At 72.5% G+C, this 18,446-nt stretch carries 17 protein-coding genes and 1 tRNA gene; 7 read left to right on the top strand and 11 right to left on the bottom strand.

All coding sequences use genetic code 11. The annotated features are described in order from the left end of the window. Positions 1 to 5 precede the first annotated feature (5 nt). On the bottom strand, positions 6 to 1,061 hold the full coding sequence (locus tag ACT3SP_RS11370; protein WP_444587402.1) for an ABC transporter permease: 1,056 nt from the start codon (positions 1,059 to 1,061) through the stop codon (positions 6 to 8). A 96-nt stretch (positions 1,062 to 1,157) separates the two neighbouring features. Between ACT3SP_RS11370 and ACT3SP_RS11365 the strand changes: the two genes are divergently transcribed. Further along, a complete protein-coding gene (locus ACT3SP_RS11365; RefSeq protein WP_444587401.1) occupies positions 1,158 to 1,727 on the top strand; it encodes a TetR/AcrR family transcriptional regulator in 570 nt (189 codons plus the stop codon). Between the two features lie 133 nt (positions 1,728 to 1,860). Here the strand turns inward: ACT3SP_RS11365 and soxR are convergent, their stop codons facing one another. Further along, a complete protein-coding gene (gene soxR, locus ACT3SP_RS11360; protein WP_444587400.1) occupies positions 1,861 to 2,310 on the bottom strand; it encodes a redox-sensitive transcriptional activator SoxR in 450 nt (149 codons plus the stop codon). 239 nt (positions 2,311 to 2,549) lie between these two features. On the opposite strand from soxR, the gene ACT3SP_RS11355 reads away from it, so the two are divergent. Beyond that, positions 2,550 to 4,445 carry an ABC transporter ATP-binding protein gene (locus ACT3SP_RS11355; RefSeq protein ID WP_444587399.1) on the top strand — a complete coding sequence of 632 codons (1,896 nt, stop codon included), beginning with the start codon at positions 2,550 to 2,552 and terminating at the stop codon, positions 4,443 to 4,445. A gap of 204 nt (positions 4,446 to 4,649) precedes the next feature. Here ACT3SP_RS11355 and ACT3SP_RS11350 read toward each other — a convergent pair. From ACT3SP_RS11350 to ACT3SP_RS11340, 3 genes are all read right to left on the bottom strand, one after another. Further along, a tRNA-Ser gene (locus ACT3SP_RS11350) sits at positions 4,650 to 4,738 on the bottom strand. Positions 4,739 to 4,877: 139 nt separating this feature from the next. After that, entirely contained in the window at positions 4,878 to 5,354 is a 477-nt protein-coding gene (locus ACT3SP_RS11345) for a peroxiredoxin (RefSeq protein WP_444587398.1), read from the bottom strand. Positions 5,355 to 5,430: 76 nt separating this feature from the next. Next, the gene (locus ACT3SP_RS11340) at positions 5,431 to 6,120 is read right to left on the bottom strand and encodes a DUF1801 domain-containing protein (RefSeq protein WP_444587397.1); all 690 of its coding nucleotides are present in this window, start codon (positions 6,118 to 6,120) and stop codon (positions 5,431 to 5,433) included. A gap of 243 nt (positions 6,121 to 6,363) precedes the next feature. Here ACT3SP_RS11340 and ACT3SP_RS11335 point away from each other — a divergent pair, with 243 nt between their 5' ends. The 3 genes from ACT3SP_RS11335 to ACT3SP_RS11325 all read left to right on the top strand — a co-directional run bounded on the left by ACT3SP_RS11335 (position 6,364) and on the right by ACT3SP_RS11325 (position 9,879). Beyond that, positions 6,364 to 7,800: a tagaturonate epimerase family protein gene (locus ACT3SP_RS11335; protein WP_444587396.1), complete on the top strand. Its 1,437-nt coding sequence runs from the start codon at positions 6,364 to 6,366 to the stop codon at positions 7,798 to 7,800. 77 nt (positions 7,801 to 7,877) lie between these two features. Further along, entirely contained in the window at positions 7,878 to 8,798 is a 921-nt protein-coding gene (locus ACT3SP_RS11330) for a lysostaphin resistance A-like protein (protein WP_444587395.1), read from the top strand. 67 nt (positions 8,799 to 8,865) lie between these two features. Further along, complete coding sequence (locus ACT3SP_RS11325; RefSeq protein ID WP_444587394.1) at positions 8,866 to 9,879, top strand: YdcF family protein; 1,014 nt, start codon at positions 8,866 to 8,868, stop codon at positions 9,877 to 9,879. Between the two features lie 74 nt (positions 9,880 to 9,953). On the opposite strand, the gene ACT3SP_RS11320 is transcribed toward ACT3SP_RS11325, so the two are convergent. Genes ACT3SP_RS11320 through ACT3SP_RS11310 form a run of 3 tightly spaced genes read right to left on the bottom strand, consistent with a single transcriptional unit; the run spans position 9,954 to position 12,514 of the window. Further along, a complete protein-coding gene (locus ACT3SP_RS11320; protein WP_444587393.1) occupies positions 9,954 to 10,571 on the bottom strand; it encodes a biotin transporter BioY in 618 nt (205 codons plus the stop codon). 60 nt (positions 10,572 to 10,631) lie between these two features. Further along, positions 10,632 to 12,116 (bottom strand): lipase maturation factor family protein, encoded by a 1,485-nt coding sequence (locus ACT3SP_RS11315; RefSeq protein ID WP_444587392.1) that lies wholly within the window; start codon positions 12,114 to 12,116, stop codon positions 10,632 to 10,634. 5 nt (positions 12,117 to 12,121) lie between these two features. Beyond that, positions 12,122 to 12,514 carry a MerR family transcriptional regulator gene (locus tag ACT3SP_RS11310; RefSeq protein WP_444587391.1) on the bottom strand — a complete coding sequence of 131 codons (393 nt, stop codon included), beginning with the start codon at positions 12,512 to 12,514 and terminating at the stop codon, positions 12,122 to 12,124. Between the two features lie 97 nt (positions 12,515 to 12,611). On the opposite strand from ACT3SP_RS11310, the gene ACT3SP_RS11305 reads away from it, so the two are divergent. Then, positions 12,612 to 13,856 (top strand): MFS transporter, encoded by a 1,245-nt coding sequence (locus tag ACT3SP_RS11305; protein ID WP_444587390.1) that lies wholly within the window; start codon positions 12,612 to 12,614, stop codon positions 13,854 to 13,856. Here ACT3SP_RS11305 and erm read toward each other — a convergent pair. Next, a complete protein-coding gene (gene erm, locus ACT3SP_RS11300) occupies positions 13,820 to 14,581 on the bottom strand; it encodes a 23S ribosomal RNA methyltransferase Erm (protein ID WP_444587389.1) in 762 nt (253 codons plus the stop codon). The two genes, ACT3SP_RS11305 and erm, sit on opposite strands and share 37 nt — an antisense overlap. 260 nt (positions 14,582 to 14,841) lie before the next feature. Further along, the gene (locus ACT3SP_RS11295) at positions 14,842 to 15,561 is read right to left on the bottom strand and encodes a M50 family metallopeptidase (RefSeq protein ID WP_444587388.1); all 720 of its coding nucleotides are present in this window, start codon (positions 15,559 to 15,561) and stop codon (positions 14,842 to 14,844) included. Between the two features lie 142 nt (positions 15,562 to 15,703). Between ACT3SP_RS11295 and ACT3SP_RS11290 the strand changes: the two genes are divergently transcribed. Beyond that, positions 15,704 to 18,052, top strand: coding sequence for a family 78 glycoside hydrolase catalytic domain (locus tag ACT3SP_RS11290; protein ID WP_444587387.1), 2,349 nt, complete (start codon positions 15,704 to 15,706; stop codon positions 18,050 to 18,052). Positions 18,053 to 18,158: 106 nt separating this feature from the next. On the opposite strand, the gene ACT3SP_RS11285 is transcribed toward ACT3SP_RS11290, so the two are convergent. Then, a complete protein-coding gene (locus ACT3SP_RS11285) occupies positions 18,159 to 18,362 on the bottom strand; it encodes a cold-shock protein (protein WP_444587386.1) in 204 nt (67 codons plus the stop codon). Positions 18,363 to 18,446 lie beyond the last annotated feature (84 nt).

Below are 18,446 nucleotides of genomic sequence, written 5' to 3'. Positions count from 1 at the left end.
GATTGTCACCGGGCCGCCTCGACCCTCGGGGCATGCTCGGCACGTGAGCAGACCTGCCCGCGAGCTGCCACAGCCGTGCGTCGTTCGAGCCGCACGCCTCCCCAGAGGTTCAAGGTGATGCCGATCGTGATCCAGACGATCAGCACTGCCCACGCCCCGCCTGCGCCTCTTCCGTCGAAGAAGGCGACGGAGCGCAGAATGTGGCCGTCGGCACCGATGGGCAGGTACTGGCCGATGGCTCCCCAGGGCCGGGGCAGCCACCACCACCCGGTGGCCAGCCCCGAGAGCGGATTCGAGACGAATATGGTCAGGATCGCGCCGATGCCGACGGCTGGCGGGCCGATGAGCGATCCCAGCCCGGTGACGAACAGGGAGGTCGCCGCCACCCCTGCGGAGATCGCGACGCCGGCCATCACGTAGCTGCCGTCGATCACGTCGTAGCCGTACTGCAGGATCGCGGCAACGACGAATCCGGACAGGAGACTGATGGCCAGAGAGCCGGCCAGGATGTGCCACGGCCGCCTCTTGAGCAGCAGGATCAGGATCGCGGCAGAGGCCATCCCGCCGAAGGCCAGGGGCAGCCCCAGGGCAGCCAGCGCCGCGCCGTGCGGATCCTCCGCGGTCACAGGCGCGAGCTCGACGGTCTCGACTCTCTGGCCGGCCCCCTGAAGCCCAGCGGCCACGGCGTGCAGGAGATCTGCGTACGGCGCCCCGTTCCCCTTGGCGGTATAGATCGTGATCGACCCATCTGCTGGTTCGACCACGATGCCGCCGACCGCCTCGCGGCTCCCGATGGCCGACTCGACGGCCGCGGCGTCATCGAGCCGGTCGAATTCGACGGCTCCCGCGTACTGCTCCTCGATGCTGTCATCCAGCTGGGTCAGGGCCGCGTCGGGACCGGTGACGGCGATCGGCAGGTCCTCCGGGCCGGAGTTGAGGGTCGGCGCGAGGAAGGCGAACAGCATCAGCGCGATGATGATCGGCACGCCGGCGCTGATCGCGAGGAGCGCGCGCCAGCCTCGGTCTTCACGGTGCGGTCGGGGGTCGGTGGGTACCGACATGGTTCTCACCCTTCAGTAAACGGAGCGTTGTGCTCCAGATACAAGTGGAGTGTAGTGTGCCACTTACGTGAGCGCAATGCAGTGAGGAGCACGACGATGAGGGCAGATGCCATGGCCAATCGAGAGGCCATCCTCGACGCCGCGAAGGAGCTGTTCGAGGAGCAGGGGGTGGAGGTCGCTTTCCGCGTGATCGCTGCCCGCGCCGGCGTGGGCGTGGCGACGATGCACCGCCACTTCCCCGACCGCGAGGTCCTGCTCAGGGCGCTGGCCGATCACCTCGACACGGCGGGGCGAGCCGTGCTTCGCGAGCACGAGGAACTCTGGGAGAGCGACCCCTGGGCCGCCTGGCACGGGGTCGTGCACGGTCTCGCGGACATCATGATCGCGCCGTTGGTGTCCAGCGCCTCCGAGTTCGCCAGGGCCGCCGAGCGCGAGGAAGCCTTCGTCCGGTTCGCGCAGGATCGGGACCTGGAGCCGCTGCAGCGGGTCCTGGACCGGGCGATCTCGCACGGCTACGCCCCTGCGACCCTGGATCCCCGACGATTCATCGTCGGCATCGCGGTCGTCTCACGCCCCCTGCCGGAGTTCACCGCTGACCCGGCTCCTGTTTCTCGGACGTGGATCGTCGACGTCTTCATCGACGGACTGCGCGCCGGGCGGCGCTGACGACGAGGTGCGGCGTGCGGTGGCCTCGGATGACTCGATGGCCGGGACCACCAGGGTGATCGGAGCGACCACGTGACGGTGAGCTCAGCGAGTAGGGACGGATCGGGCTCGGTGGCCCCGCCAGCAATCGGGGTCAGGGGAAACGCCGCGGGCCCGTCCCGGAGGCACCGAGCACGTCATCCGGATTGGAGTACGGACAGGACTTCAGAGACAGACATCCGCAGCCGATGCATTGGGAGAACCGGTCGCGCAGGGCGATGAGGTGCTCGATGCGATCGGTGAGCTCGTCGTGCCACTGCCGGGAGATGCGCGCCCAGTCCTTGGCGGTGGGGACCTGCTCGTCGGGAAGGGAGTCCAGAGCTTCCTTGATCCGCTCCAGGCTGATGCCGACCCGTTGGGAGGCACGGATGAACGCGAGGATTCGCAGGGTCTCGCGCCGATACTCACGACGGTTGCCCGAGGTGCGCCGGCTGCGGATCAGACCGAGGCTCTCGTAGTAATGCAATGTCGAGACGGCGACGGCGGCGCGCTCGACGATCTGCCCGGGCTTCAGCCAGAGCACCTCCTTGTGGACCTGGGGCATGACCGAGCTCTCCCTCGAGGGCTGACATCACGTTCGCATGACGTCGTCGACCCTACGCGACCCCGCTTTCCGACCCGGGGCCAGCGATCCCGATGACACACGCACCGAGTGTGTACGCCGCCGCGATCGGCACACCCCTCCCCCGAAATGCGGACGGTACGCACGGCACCTCCTCCTCTTGACATCAAGTTCACTTGACGTCGGAGGCTGAGGGTCTCCGACCGAAAGGGAGCCTTCCGATGAGCATGGAGACCGCCGCGTGGCAATCGCTGTACTCGACGATGAACGCCCAGCAGGACCGCCAGCCGTTCTCCCGGGCCACCCTGGGACGCATCGCCCGGTTCGCCCGCCCGCATCGCCGGCGTCTGGCCTGGTTCCTGGTGGTCAGCGTGATCACGGCGGCACTGACCGTCGCGACGCCGCTGCTGGCCGGACGGGTGATCGACGCCATCACCGGCGCCGCCGGGCTCTCGCTCATCCTCGTCCTCGCCCTGATCATCGCAGCGGTGGCGCTGGCGGAGGCCGCCTTCGGCATCGTCCAGCGATGGCTGTCGGCCACCATCGGAGAGGGCCTGATCCTGGACCTGCGCACCGCGGTCTACGACCACGTCCAGGCGATGCCGGTGGCCTTCTTCAGCCGCACCCGCACCGGCGCCCTGGTCAGCCGTCTGAACAATGACGTCCTGGGCGCCCAGCGCGCTTTCAGCGACACCCTCGCCGGGATCGTGAGCAACGTGGTGACGTTGCTGCTCGCCGTCATCGCGATGGTGAGCCTCTCCTGGGAGATCACTCTGATGACCGTGCTGCTGCTCCCGATCTTCGTGCTGCCGGTCCGCCGGATGGGGGCACGCCTGGCCCGGCTGCAGCGCGAGGCCGCGAACCACAACGCCACCATGAGCAACCGCATGACCGAGCGCTTCTCCGCGCCCGGCGCGACGCTGATCAAACTGTTCGGAAGCCCCGCCCGGGAGTCCGCCGAGTTCTCCTCGCGCGCCGCTCGGGTGCGGGACATCGGCGTGCGCAGCGCGATGGTCCAGGAGGTCTTCTACATCGCGCTGATGCTGGTCTCGGCCTTGGCCCTCGCCCTGGTCTACGGGCTCGGCGGCTATTTCGCGCTGACCGGACGGATGGAGGCAGGGGCCGTGGTGGCGCTGGCGCTCCTGCTGACCCGGCTCTACGCGCCGCTGACCGCGCTGGCCAACGCCCGCGTGGAGGTGATGAGCGCGATGGTCAGCTTCGAGAGGGTCTTCGAGGTGCTGGACCTGCCGCCGTTGATCCGGGATGCTCCCGACGCGCAGGAGCTGCCTCGGGGCCCGGTCTCCGTGGAGCTCGAGGACGTCCGCTTCGCCTATCCCTCGGCGCAGAAGGTCTCCCTGGCCTCCTTGGAGGAGGTCGCCATCTTGGACCCGCGAGCGGGCAGCGAGGTGCTGCGCGGCATCTCCTTCCGGGTCGATCCCGGGCAGACGGTGGCTCTGGTCGGCTCCTCCGGGGCGGGCAAGTCGACCATCGCCTCGCTGATCCCGCGATTGTTCGACGTGGATGAGGGTGCCATCCGCATCGGTGGCCTGGACGTGCGCGAGGCCGCTGCCGCCTCGGTGCAGCGCACCGTCGGCATGGTCACCCAGGACGGCCACCTTTTCCACGACACCGTTCGCGCCAACCTGTCGATCTCCCGACCGGAGGCCACGGACGAAGAACTGTGGGACGTCCTGGAGCGTGCCCGCCTGGCACCTCTGGTGTCGGCGCTGTCGGACGGGCTGGACACCGTCGTCGGCGAACGCGGATACCGCTTCTCCGGCGGGGAGCGGCAGCGGATGACGATCGCGCGTGTCCTGCTCGCCCAACCACAGGTGGTGATCCTGGACGAGGCCACCTCGAACCTGGACTCGAGCTCGGAAGCGGCGGTCCAGGAGGCGCTGACCGAAGCACTGGCCGGACGGACCGCCGTGGTCATCGCCCACCGCCTGTCGACGATCCGCGCAGCGGACCAGATCCTGGTCGTCGAGGACGGGCAGATCATCGAGTCCGGGAGCCACAGCGAACTGCTGGCGGCCGCCGGTCGCTACGAGGAGCTCCACCGCACTCAGTTCGCGACGATCACGGGCGCGACGCAGTCAGTGCCCGCCCTCCCGTAAGGGCAACAGCACGTGCCTGCCCCGCTGCGGGATCAGTCGCCGTCGCGACCCTCCGCACGCGTCTTCCGAACGATGTCCGGAAGCGTCACAGATCTCGAGGCCGGTCCCACCTGCTGGCGACCCCGGGCCCGATCTTCATCGCGTCTTGGAGCTACGAAGGCCCCGGGCCTGCGGCGAACCGCGAGCCCGGGGCCCTTCCGTCGGCGGAGACGAGAGGATTTGAACCTCCGAGGCGATTTTGGTCGCCTACTCCCTTAGCAGGGGAGCGCATTCGGCCGCTCTGCCACGTCTCCTGGCACCGGACTCTCGCCCGGCACGCCGATACAGCATACGGGAGCGCGAGGGGTGCGCCAAAGCGGGAGCGCGCAGATCACGTCACATTCTCCGCAGGACGTTCCCCGCGAGCGACCCCTGCTCCGCGCCGGGCCCGGTTCAGAGGCCCAGCTTCTCCTGCAGCAGCGCGATGTGCTTCGGGGTGCCCACGCGGTACTTGACGAAGGTGAGCACGCCCTCGGCGTCGAGCGCGAAGGTCGAGCGGATGGTGCCCTGCACCAGCTTCCCGTACATGTTCTTCTCGCCCCAGGCGCCGTAGGCCTCCATGACCTGGTGGGACTCGTCGGAGGCGAGGGTGTAGGGCAGGTCCTGCTCGGCGATGAAGCGGTCCAGCTCCTCGACCGGGTCCGGCGAGATCCCGACCACGCGGTATCCGGCGTCGAGGAACATCCGGTGGTTGTCGCGCAGGTCGCAGGCCTGCTTCGTGCACAACGAGGTGTTGGCCGCGGGGTAGAACCACAGCAGCGCCGGGGCGCCGCGGAGCGCCGCGAGATCCACACGGCCCCCTCCGGCGGCGGGCAGGTCGAGATCAGGGGCGGCATCGCCGACGGCGAGCTTCACGGGAGCGGGCGACATGGTCCTCCTCGGGGCGACGGGGCAGCTGCCCAGCCTAGCGGTGCCGGGGCGGAGCGCGGTGACCGACCGCCGCCGCTCAGACCTCGGCGCCCTGGGACCCGCCGTCGGGACCGCTCTCCCAGGCATGGGCGACGAGCTCCCTCAGCACCTCGACGTCGATGTCCTCGAGCTTCCTGACCCAGACGCAGCCCACGCCGCGGCGGTGCTTGCCCAGCCGATCGAGCAGCTCCTCGGAGCGGGGGAATCCTTGGATGCCGTAGAGCGCGAGGTCGGCCTTGCGAGGGCTGAAGCCGATCTGGAAGGTATCGCCCTCGCGGCCGGTCGCGTAGCGGTAGTGGACCTCGCCGTAGCCGATCATGCTGGGGCCCCACATGGTCGCCTGCTCGCCGCTGACCTCGCCGAACATCTCCAGCAGCACGGCACCCTCCCGGCTGCGGCGCGGGTCGAGGCCCGCCACGTACTCCGCCGGATCCACCGCGGTGGCATGGGTCCTGATGTCCTTCGCCTGCGTGCCGGTCGCGCCCCGCGTGACCACCTCCCGACGCTCCCGCGGCGCAGGCGGGTTCTGCAGCGTGGCGCCGTTCTCGGCCAGGACCGCCTGCAGCCGGCAACCGGCGGCAGGTCCCACGCCGTGCAGCTCGGCGAGCTGCGACCAGTCGCGATCCGCGAGCTGGCCGACGGTGTGCAGGCCCTGCTCCGCGAGAGCGCGGGCCGCGGGCCGTCCGATGCCGGGGAGATCTCCGATGAGGGTGCCGAGGTCGCTCATGGTCGGAGCGTAGACGAGATCGTCCGCGTCGGAGGGCCGTGCGCGGACAGGTGATCGATCGGCGGGGCGCGTGCTGCGCCGACGGTGCGACGGCCGGCCCGCGCCGGGACTGGCCGACTGCCGGCCACCACCTCCCGGAAAGGGCTTCCCCGCGGCGGGATTCTGTGCCATCGTGGACGTCGCACGAGGAGGGGTGGCCGCCGCGGACGTCGAGGTCCCTCACCCTTCCGGACGGAGAAGAAGATGACCCTGCGCACCGACGCCCTCGAGGCGAGCATCCGCGTCGACGGCACCGCCCGCTCCCTGCAGGTGACCGCCCCCGCGGCCGAGGACCTGACCCCCTTCGAGGGCACGGCGGTCGCGCACGGCGAGGGCCACCTGCTCACGGGACCGCTGAGCACCGCGAACGCCGTGGCGCTGCAGGCGGCGTTCCCGGTGCTGCGTCCCCGACGGATCAGCGACCACCGCACCTCGGTCGGCACCGGTGACCGCATGGGCCTGGCGACCCCGGGACAGGCGCGCGCCTTCGCCGAGCACGGCACGGGAGTGATGCCGGTCCTCGCGCAGCAGTCGATCCGCGAGATGGACCGCCTGGGGCGCAGCGCCCGCTCCGTCATGGACGATGCCGTCTTCGGGCTGCTCGAGGCGGGGTGGGAGAGCGGCTTCGGCGCCGACTGCGATCACATCAAGACCACCGAGGGCATCGACCGCGGGCTCGAGGCGGGCTTCGTGATGTTCACCCTCGATCCCGGCGACGCGGTCGCCGACGTCACCGCCGGCGTCACCCGGGCCGATGCCGAAGCCCTCCCCTGGGATCTGCTCGAGGACGACCTGGCGTCCCTCGAGGCGCGCTACGCGGGCAGGACCCTGGACCTCGGCGGAGAGCAGATCACCGTCGGCGAGCAGGACGTCCTGACCGCGGCGGTGAAGTACGGCCGCGCCGTGGTGGAGGCGGTGCGACTGCACCACCACCTCCTCGAGCGCGCCGAGCACGAGGTGGACGTGGAGATCGCGGTCGACGAGACCGCCTGGGAGACGACCTTCTTCGAGCACTTCTACCTCGCCGCGGAGCTCCGCCGCCTGGGCGTCACCTGGTCGAGCTTCGCCCCGCGCTACGTGGACGGCTTCGAGAAGGGCGTGGAGTTCCTCGGCGACGCCGAGGAGCTGCGGAGGAACCTCGAGGCGCACCACGCGATCGCCGAGCAGTTCGGCGGGTACAAGATCTCCCTGCACACCGGTTCGGACAAGTTCTCCATCTACCCGCTGTGCGTCGAGGCCACCGAGGGCCTGGTGCACCTGAAGACGTCCGGCACCAGCTACCTGTGCGGGCTCGAGGTCGTCGCCGAGCAGGATCCGGAGCTGTTCTCCGCGATCTGGGGGATCTCGCGCGCCTCCTACGTCCGTGCCCGGGCGAGCTACCAGGTCTCCGCCGAGGAGAGCCGCACCCCCGCCTCCCTCGAGGGCGCGGACCTGCGCGAGCTGATCCGCTCGAACGACGCCCGCCAGATCCTGCACGTGGGCTACGGCGACTCGCTGAACGGCACGGACGCCGCGGGGTCCTCGATCCACGACCGCGTCCTGGCAGTGCTCGCCGCGCACCAGGACCGTCACGGCGCGATCCTCGCCGAGCACATCGGCCGCCACCTCGCTCCCTTCTCGGCGGTGCCCGCGCCCCGCTGAGACCCGCCCCGGTGAGACCCGGGCGCCGTCGACGTCGCCTCGTCGACACGACGCGGCCGGTCCGGAAGACTCTGCGCATGCACCCGTCCTCGGAGCCGGCCCGCCCGCTCTCCCCCGCCGACACGCTGCGCTGGCTGCCGCCGGCCCTGCTCCCGCTGGGGGCGGCGATCGCGGCGCACGCGGTGCTCGCTCCCGGCTCGCGGGCGGCCGTCCCGTCCGGTGTCCTGTCCGGCCTGGGTGCGGCGGCGCTGTGGGGCCTGGTGCTCGTGGGCTCGCTGGTCGTGGTCACCGGAGCCGTGCTGCTGGTGCACCGGCTGCGGGGCCTGCCGCGTGTCCGACCCACGGCGGCGACCGCTGTGGTGGCGCTGTTCCTCCTGCTCACCTCCCTCAGCACCCGCCTGCCGCCGCTGCCGTTCTGGGACGGTCTGGAGCGGAACTGGCAGGGGAAGCTCCTGGACCTGCTGTGGGTGGGGATCCTGGTCCTGGTGCTGCGGCGCTGGGCCCGGGAGGAGGCCGGTCTGCGGTGGAGGATCGTGCCGGGATCCGCGCGCCCCGCTCTCCTCGTCGTGCTGGGCGTCCTCACCGTGTTCGTCGCCCTCGGCGCGGTCGCCGTGCTCTCCGGGGAGTCCGCAGCGCGGCCGGTGGATCTCGAACAGGTGCTGTGGGACGCCACCGTGCCCAACCTCACGGAGGAGCTGATCTGGCGCGGGGCGATGCTCGCGGTGCTGGACCGCGCCCTGCCCGCGCGTCGCCGCGTGCTCGGGGCCGGGCTGGGATGGGGCACCGTGATCACGGCGGTCCTGTTCGGCGTGGGCCACATGGTGCTGCTGGGGGCCGACGGCGCCTGGTCGCTCAGCATCGGGGGCGGGGTGTTCGCTCTCGTGATGGGGCTGGCCCTCGCCTGGATCCGCGCCCGCACCGGAAGCATCTGGCCGGCCTTCGCCCTGCACTGCGCTCCCGAGCTGGGTGCGGATATCGGGGTGCTCCCGCTGCGATGATCCCGGGACGCTCCCGGAGCGCTCCGCCATGGCACGATGAGCGCTCGCGCGGGGAGAGGAGTCGGTCGTGCTGGGTTCTCTGAGCGGGGCCGTCCTCGGCTGGACGGTCTACGTGCTGGTGTTCCGCCGGGACCGGCGTCGGCTGCGCACCGGGGTGCTGCTGCTGATCGCCCTGGTCGCGAGCGTCGGCGCCGTGGTCGCAGCGCTCGCGCCGGGCTTCGGCACAGGGCTCGCGCTGCTCACCGCCGCCACGGGCCTGGGGATGCTCGGCGTGCTGGTCGCCGGGCTCTCGATGCTCTGGAACGGGCTGATGGCGGTGCAGGAGGACTACGACACCCGTGGATCGCTGTGCATCGGCCTCGGCGGCCTGTCCCTGCTCGCCGCCCCGCTCGCGGCCGCCGGACTGGTGCGCTCGGGGGCTCCCGTCGCGGTCGGCCTCGGGGCGCTGCTGCTCCTTCTCGCCCTGCACGCGGGGCTGACGTTCCTCGCGATCCTGGGCGCCGCGCTGCCCTACCAGCTGCTCCCTCGGCGGCTGGACAGCGGCGGGGTGATCGTCCTCGGCTCCGCCCTCGTCGACGGAGAGCTGCCCCCGCTGCTGCGCAGCCGGCTGGACTGGGCCGCGCGGGAGCGGGAGCGGCTGCTGGCTCTGGGCATCATACCGCTGCTGGTGCCCTCCGGCGGGCAGGGGCCCTGCGAGCCGCGGGCCGAGGGCGAGGTGATGGCCCGGTACCTGCGCGAGGTCGCAGGGGTGCCGGCGTCCGACGTGCTCGCCGAGACGGCGTCGCGCACCACGGAGGAGAACCTGCTGCTGTCCCGCCCGCTGCTCGAGGCGGCGGGACACCAGGGCCCGTTCACCGTGTGCACCAGCCGCTACCACGCCTTCCGCGCCGCGCTGCTCGCGCGGCAGCTCGGCCATGACGACGAGGTGATCGGCTCCCCGACGGCGCTGCGCGACGTGCCCAGCGCCGTGCTGCGCGAGGTCGTCATCCTGCTGTCCTACCGCAAGCGCTGGTTCACCGCGGCGGCGCTGCCCACGCTCGCGCTCGTGGTCCTGCTGCTGCGGGCGCCGACGGCCCTCTGAGGCTCGGCCCCCTGAGACTCAGCCGCAGCACCTCAGCCGCAGCACCTCAGCCGCAGCACCTCAGCCGCAGCTCCTCAGCCGCGCTCGTCGAGAGCGCGCACGCCGCGCCACGCGGCGGGGATCAGTGCCGCCGCGAGCGCGGCCTTGATCAGGCCACCGGGGATGAAGGGCCACAGCCCTGCGGCGAGCACGGCGCCGAGGCCCAGCTGCGCGCCCAGCACGGCGTTGAGGATCATCGCGAGGTAGGGCACGCCCACCAGGAAGGGCACCGCGCTCGCGGCGACGAAGCCGACCATGGCCAGCACCGGGCGGCGGTCCCAGGCGCGCTCGGCGAACCAGCCCGCCACGAAGGCGGCCGGCACGAAGCCGAGGATGAAGCCGAAGCTCGGGGAGAGCACCGAGGCGGGGCCGCCGGTGAACTCGGCGAAGACGGGAGCGCCGGCGAGGCCCACGAGCAGGTAGGTCAGCAGCGCGGCCGCGCCGCGGCGGGACCCGAGGGCGGCGCCGACGAGGATCACGCCGAGGGTCTGGCCGGTGATCGGCACCAGCGGCAGCGGGATGGTGAGCTGGGCGAGCAGGGCCACGACGCCCGCTCCGGCGAGCACGAGGCCGGCGTCCTGCACGCGCGTGCGGTGCGGGGCCAGGACATCGGCCAGGACGGGACGGCGGGCCGGGACGGCGATCGCGGACATGGGTCTCCTCGGGGGCGGGGACGGGACGGAGGGCTACAGCCTACGCATTCCGCAGCCCGCTCAGAGCCGCGCGATCACGCCGCGGTCGGTGCGCACCCACCAGGCACCGCTCTCCCGTCGCTCGCGCCGATCCGCGTAGCGGTACTCGAAGTACCGCACCCGGATCCCTGTCGGCGGGCGGCCGTCGAAGGGGTCGCGCCGCAGCAGGCGCCGCACTCCCGGATCGCCCTCGCCCAGCCTCTCCAGCAGGGCCACGAACCAGGCCTGCGCCCCGGGGCGCAGGGCGAGGAACCACATCTGCCAGTCCAGGCGCAGGTGGTACGGGGCGAACTGGCGCGAGCGGCGGCGGACGTCGCCGGGCTTGCCCGCGAACTCGTAGGGGAACCAGGCCTCGTCCCCGGCGGTGTCCGGATCCTTCTCGAGGGTGCCCTCGATGATCACCTCGAAGCGCTTCTCGGTCATGGAGCCGAACGCGCCGTAGGCGTTGACCAGGTGGAAGCGGTTGAAGCTCGCGTTCATCAGCTGGGAGGAGGAGAAGAGGTTCAGCAGCGGCCTCCAGGAGAGCACCAGCAGGCCCGCGACCACGGCGAGCACCAGCAGCTGCCACCACAGGGGCGAGGGGTCCCCCGGGACCGGTGCGCCGATCACCGGCCAGTGCTGCCAGCCCCAGCCCGGCCAGGGCCCGCCGACGACCCAGCGCAGGAAGGAATCGCTGATCGCCGAGAAGGCGACCAGGATCGTCAACCAGTTCAGCCACGCGTAGTTCCCGGTCGCGACGAGGAACAGCTGGGTGAGGATCACCAGGCAGGCGGCGATCGAGGCGATCGGCTGGGGCAGCAGGACCAGCCAGATCACCCCGAGCTGCACGGCGTGGCTGCCGAGGACCTCGAGACGGTGCCACCAGCGCGGGGCGAGGTGGGCGAGCCGGCTGAGCGGGCCGGGCATCGGCTGGGTCTGATGGTGATGGTCCATCGCCGTGAGATCGCGCCAGGAGGAGTCGCCGCGCATCTTGATCATCCCGGCCCCGAACTCGAGCCGCACCAGCATCCAGCGCAGGAACAGCAGCATCAGCAGCGGCGGGGCGACCGCGTGCGAGCCGAGGAAGCCGACCAGGAACCCGCACTCCAGCAGCATCGATTCCCAGCCGTAGCCGTAGAAGACCTGGCCGACGGAGTGGATCGAGAGGTACAGGGCCCACATCGCACCGAACACCGCGATCATGCTCCAGGCCGGCCCCTGCTGGGGCAGCCCGAGGACCACCGAGATCCCCAGCAGCATGCCCGTCGCGCACATCCCGCGCAGCAGGGCGTCGCTGTAGGGGACATGGTGGAACAGCGTCGGGCCGCCGCGACGCCCCAGGCGCTCGAGGCGCTCGAGGTGCTCGGGGACCGGCAGCAGGCCGCGCTCGCCCAGCAGCACCGGGAACTGGTGGAAGGTGGACAGGAAGGCGAGGACGAACACCGCCGCGACGCCGCGCTGGATCACCTCGCGGGCGATGAGGAGGTCGTGCGCCTCGAGCAGCGAGAGGACCACGGACCATTCCACTCAGATCACCCCCGGGATCCGTGCTCCGTCTCGAGCAGGTCGCGATGCTCCGTGCGCGCCAGGAACCCGCGGATCGTGTCACGGCTCCTGCTGAGGCATTCGATCCTGCCCTCGATGTCGTGCAGGGACTCCGCGAGCAGCTCGGCGACGCCACGGCTGCACGTCTCCGCCCGCTCCCGCGATTCGATCTCCTCGAGCTCGAGCAGGGCCCGGGCCAGGCGCGTGGTCAGACCGGAGCGGATCATCACGGCCACCTGCCGGACCCGCTCGACGTGCTCCTCGTCGTAGGTCCGGTATCCGTTGGACGCGCGGTGCGAGGCGATCAGCCCCTGCTCCTCGTAGTAGCGGAGCAGGCGCGGGGCCACACCGGTGCGCCGGGAGAGCTCGCCTATCCTCATCGTCCCGCTCCTCCCGTCCCGTCGCCCGCGTCGGATCACGGCGTCGGAACACACCCGCTTGACATTGACATCGGTGTGAGACTCTAGCGTGCCCGGCATGAAGAGCACACGATCGGCACGACCCTCCCCCGCCCTCGGGCCCCCTCGCGCCACGACCCCACTGTCCAGGACTCCCCGGACCGCCCTCGTCACCATGTCGGCAACGGTGTTCATCGTGGTCAGCGCCGAGATGATGCCCACCGCCGTGCTTCCGATGCTCACCGCGGACCTCGGCGTCGAGCTGGCCACCGCCGGGCTCCTGGTCTCCGCCTGGGCGGCCACCGTGGTGGTCTCGAGCTTCCCGCTGACGCGACTGATGGCCCGCCTCGACCGTCCGGCCGTCATCGCCGGGGCGCTCGCGGTGGTGGCTCTGGCCACGCTGGTCACGGCCTCCGCCCCGACCTACGCCGTCGCCATGGGATCGCGTCTGGTCGCTGCCGCCGCCACAGGGCTGCTGTGGGCCACCATCAACGTCCACGCGGTCTCGATCGTCCGGGAGGGCTCGATGGCGCGGGCCACGGCCGTGGTGCTGTTCGGCGGGACGATCGCGACGGTCGTCTCCATCCCCGTGGGGAACGCACTGGCCGACCTGGCGGGCTGGCGCATCCCCTTCGTCGTGCTGGGGGTCATGGCGCTGCTGGTGGCCGCGGTGGCGTTGGTCGTCCTGCGCGCGACCCCCGTGGTGACGGAGGACGGGGCCGGCACGGTCGAGACCGACGTGCGCCGCCCGCTCTGGCCGGTGCCGGTGATCGGTGCGCTCGGCGGCCTGCTGCTCGCGGCCCACTTCATGCCGTTCACCTTCGTCGCCGAGATCCTCGCGCCCAGTGCGCTTCCCGCGCCGCTGCTGCTGGTGGCCTTCGGTGCGGTCGGGGTGGCCGGGGTGGCGGCCGTGGCCGCGGTCGGGGATCGCAGCCCCGGTCGGCTGGCGGTGCTGCTGGCCGCGATGATGGCGGCGAGCCTGGCCCTGCTCCCGGCCCTCGGCTCCTCCCTCCTGCGCGATCTGATGATCGTGCTGCTGTGGGGGCTCGTGGTCGGTGCGGTCGGTCCCTCGGTGCAGACGTACCTGATGCGCACGGCGGGGCCCGAGCATCGTCGCCTCGCGGGGACCACGATGCCGGTGGCCATGAACCTCGGGATCGCGGTCGGGGCGGCTGCGGGCAGCGGCGCCGTGGACCGGTGGGGCCTGGACCGGGTCCCCGTCCTGGCCGTGGCCCCTGCCGTGCTGGCGGCCGCCGGCTTCCTCGCGGTGGGTCGGATTCTGCGCGCTCATCGTGCGGTGCGTGCGAAGGCATCGGCCCAGTGAGCGGGATCGACGTCGCGCGGGAGCACGCGCGGCGAGTACCCGTGACGGTCCAGGAAGCGCCGCGACCCGTCGGCGGAGAGGCCGCTGCGCCGCAGGACCTGCTCGGTCCCCCGGCCGGGCCCCGTGAACACTCGCCGGACGAACTGCTGGTAGTCGTTCCGGTCACGGCGGGACAGGAGCGGCTCCCGGCGCCGGTCGAGCACCAGCAGCCCGGAGTCGACGCTCGGCCGGGGGCGGAAGGCGGAGGCGGGGATGCGGCCCTCGAGGCGCGCGGCGACCCACGGCCACCACTGCGCGGTCAGCATCGTCGCCCCGCCCACCGCGGCGCGCTTGCGGGCGACCTCCCACTGGGTGACGAGCACGGCGCGGGTCCACCCCTCGGTGCGCAGCAGGTGCCGCAGCGCCGGCGTGGTCAGGTGGTAGGGCAGGTTGCTGACCAGCACCGCGCCGGGCGGCGGGGCGTGGTGCAGGATGTCGCCGCGACGGACGGTGACGCGGGGGCCGACGCGGCGGGACAGCTCCGACGCGGCGCGCGGATCGATCTCCACCGCCTCGAGCGGTCGGCCGAGCGCGGCCAGCGGCAGGGTCAGCGCGCCGTCGCCGGCGCCCCATTCGACCAGGGGCCCCGGGCGGCGGGCGGCGAGGTCGACGATGCGTTCGATGGTGCGCGGATCGCGCAGGAAGTTCTGGCCCAGCTCATGGGCTCCGGGATGGTGGCGGGGCACGGGAGGCTCCTCGGGGACGGCAGGAGCCGGGCAGCATGAGGCGCCGCCCGGCGGTGGACCGGGGGCGGCGCGGAGTCTCGGGAGAGGGTCGGGGTCCGCGCCGTCAGCGGCGGCGGATCCGAACCATCATCGGTGCGTTCATGATGCCCATGGCGGGCACGGTACGGGCCCCGCACGGCACGGGACAACCGGATATCCTGGGGCCGGGGCCCCGGGGAGACCGGCGCGGGTCAGGTCGGCGCGGGTCAGGTCGGCACGGGTCAGAGGAGGCCGAGGGCGTGCGGCACCAGCGTCGCCCCGGCCCACCAGCTGCAGGCGCCGATCACCAGCGCGAAGCTCGCACTCCACAGCCAGCCCGGCAGCGGCGTGAGCTGGGCCAGCTGCGCCGGATCGTCACCGCGGCCGCCGGCGCTGACCACGGCGCCCAGGTGGCGCCAGGCCCCGAGCAGCAGGAACACCCCGGCGGCGAGGGTGAGCAGAGCGGTCAGCGCCGGGCTCCCCCACCACCACAGCGCACCGACCGCGGCCGCCGTGCCGAGCACCGCCGCGAGGGTGTGCAGCGAGCGGGTGAACACGAGCGAGACCACCAGCACCACGAGCGCGGCGAACAGCGCCGTGGCGGCCCAGCCGTGCAGCGCGATCTGCACCAGCAGCGCACCGAGCACCGCCGGGGCCGGGTACCCGGCCCACGTGGACAGGGCGCGGCCCGGTCCGCGGCGGGCGCCGACGGTGACGGCGTGGCCGGACATGTCGGCGCTGACCACGAAGCCGGTGAAGCGACGACCCACCAGGATGCCCGTCAGCGCGTGGCCGAGCTCGTGGACGATGGTCACCGCGAGCCGGGCGAGGCGCCACAGCGGCGGCAGCGCGACGGCCACGAGCGCGATCCCGAGCGCGGCCGGGATCCACCAGCCCGGGGCCGGGACGGCGTCGGGCGCGATCCGCTCCGCGATCTCACGGCCGAGGGTTCCGAGGTCCATCGGGCCATGGTGGCACCACCGGCCCGGCCGCGGCTGGGAGAGTGCTGTCCGCCCTCGGGGCGTGGCTCGCCCTCGCCGCGGGAGCACCGTGCCAGACTGGCGCCGACCGTCGACGACGACTCGGAAGACCTGGTGGCATCGCATGCCGGACCTCGGCCCCACCCTCCTCGACCCGTCCCTCGCACGCTGGATCACGGCCCCCGGCGAGGACCCGCAGAATCCTCTGCTGCGCCTGCGCTTCGGCCTGGGCTCCCCGCCGGTCTCCGCGCGGCTGCTGGTGACGGGGCTGGGCACCTTCCGCGCCCACGTCAACGGCGACCCCGTGAGCAGCTCCCGGCTCGACCCGGGCCTGACGGACCCGCGCCGCCGGGTGCAGGTGTGCGAGGCGGAGATCTCCCCGCTGCTCCTGCGGGGCGAGAACGTGCTGGCCATCGAGCTGGGGCGCGGCTTCCACGCGATGACGAGCCCGAACGTCTGGCGGTGGCACGAGGCGCCGTGGCGGGGACCGGTGCGGGCCTGGGCCCGCCTGCGCCTGGAGCTCGCCGACGGCACCACCCGCGCCCTCACCACGGGCGCGGACTGGCGCACCCGGCCCGGCCCGGTGACCTTCGACTCGATGTACGAGGGCGAGACCTTCTCCCCCACCGAGGACCCGACGGCCTGGCTGCTGCCGGGCTACGACGACGCGGACTGGGCACCGGTGCTCGTGGCCCGCCCCGGCGGCGGGGCACGGCGCCGGGCGCCGGTCCCGGAGCCGCTGATGCAGCTGCAGGGGCAGGAGCCGGTGGTGGAGCGGGCCGAGATCACCCCGTCCGTCGTCTCCTCCTCCCCCGAGCGGATCGTGCTCGACATGGGGCGGGTGATCGCCGGCTGGTGCCGCTACGATCTCCTCCCCGACGGCGCGACGGGAGCGGCCGGCGCCGGCGCCCCGGTCGAGTTCGTGGCACGGCACGGGGAGAAGCTGCGGGCCGACGGGAGCGTCGACGACGCCAACGAGCACGTCCCCACCGGCCGCTTCCAGCAGGACCGCATCCGGCTGGACCCCCGCCTCGCACGCAGCTTCGCGCCCCGGCACAGCTACAAGGGCTTCCGCTACGTCCAGCTGGACCCCGTCTCGGGGAGCCTCTCCTCGCTGGCAGTCACCGGCATCCTCGCCCACGCGGATCTGCGGGAGGTGAGCGAGCTGCGCTCCTCGGACACCTTCCTCGAACGGTTCGACGCGGCGATGCGCGCCTCCCTGCTCAACAACATGCACCACGTCCCCACCGACACCCCGATGCACGAGAAGAACGGCTGGACCGGTGACGCGCTGACCGCCCTGGCAGCGATGACCGCGAGCTTCGACATGCGCCGGATGCTGCGCAAGTGGCTCGACGACCAGGTCGACGGACAGCGCGAGGACGGCTCCCTCTCGGTGATCGCGCCGAACCCCGGCTGGGGCTACGAGGAGCTGTCCCCCGCCCCGGAGTGGACCTGCCTGCTGCCGACCCTGCTGGACGAGCTCGCCACCGAGTACGCCATGATCGCCCCGGTGCGGGAGCACGGCGGGGCGGCGGCGCGATACCTCGACCACGAGCTCGGGCGGCGGGACGGGGACGGGCTGGTCCCCGGGGTGCTCGGCGACTACCTCACCCCCGGCAGCCCCGGCCCCGCCCCCGAGGACAGGCGCCTGACGGGCTCCCTGTTCGTGGCCCGCGCGCTGCGGAGCCTCGCCCATGCGGTGGACCTCGCGACGTGCGCGGACGGCGCGGCCTGCGCCGATCCGTGGACCTCGAGCGGGGAGCGCGTCGAGGGCGTCCCCGCCCCCGAGGCGCTGCGCGGGGAGGCGGCCGCCCTCGAGCGGGCGGTGAACACCGTCTTCCTCGACCGGGCTCGGGGGGTCTACCGCGACCCGGGCACCATCGGAGAGCCGGGCTCCGCGTCCTACCGCCAGACCAGCAACCTGCTGCCGCTGGCCGCCGGGATCGTGCCACCGGCACAGGTCGAGGCGGTGGTGGGGAACCTGGTGGCGGACATCGGGGCGCGCGGCGACCATCACGACTGCGGCCACATCGGGGTGCGCTTCCTGCTGCCGGTGCTCTCGGCGCACGGCCACGGCGCGCTCGCCTGGAGGGTGCTGACCGCTCCCGACGCCCCGGGCTGGAAGGCATGGCTCGAGGCGGGGAACTCCACCTTCATGGAGATGTGGGAGGACCCGCGCTCCTGCTCCCACTACTTCATGGGCACCCCGGTGACCTGGATCCACGAGAACGCGGCAGGACTGCGCCGCGGCCCGGACGGCTGGGGCGAGTTCCTCGTCGCCCCGGACCCGGACGTCCCCGTCGGCCGCATCTCCATCGCGCGCACCACCGAACTGGGCGAGATCGTGCTGGCGGTGGATCGCGAGCGGCGCCGGCTCGAGCTCGAGGTGCCGACCGGCTCCCGGGCGCGGGTCGAGCTGCCGGGGATCGCGCGGCACCTTCCCGCCGGGCGGCACGTCGTGGACTGGTAGCCGTCGCCGCACGGGCCCGGACGCGACGACGCCCGCCGTGCCCGGCCGAAGCCGGACCCGACGGGCGTCGAGATCAGTCGGCCGATCCGAGGATCGGCCGGAGCGCTCAGATGCCGCGGATGTTCGTGGCCTGCAGACCCTTGGGGCCCTGCTCGACGTCGAACTCCACGCGCTGGTTCTCCTCGAGGTCGCGACGACCGGAGCCGGCGATGGCGCTGAAGTGCGCGAACACATCGGCGGAGCCGTCCTCGGGGGCGATGAAGCCGTAGCCCTTGTCGGAGTTGAACCAGGTGACGATGCCAGTAGCCATGGCGATATTCCTTCGTTGTCGTGAGTCACGGTCGTGACCCGTAGATCCGTGGCGAGTGTTCCGCCGCGGAATGGTTGCGGTCGC

This window comes from Brachybacterium sp. AOP43-C2-M15 (assembly GCF_052446295.1).
Taxonomy (GTDB): Bacteria; Actinomycetota; Actinomycetes; order Actinomycetales; family Dermabacteraceae; genus Brachybacterium.
Note: the sequence above shows the minus strand (reverse complement) of the source record. Positions and strands in the feature narration are given on the sequence as shown.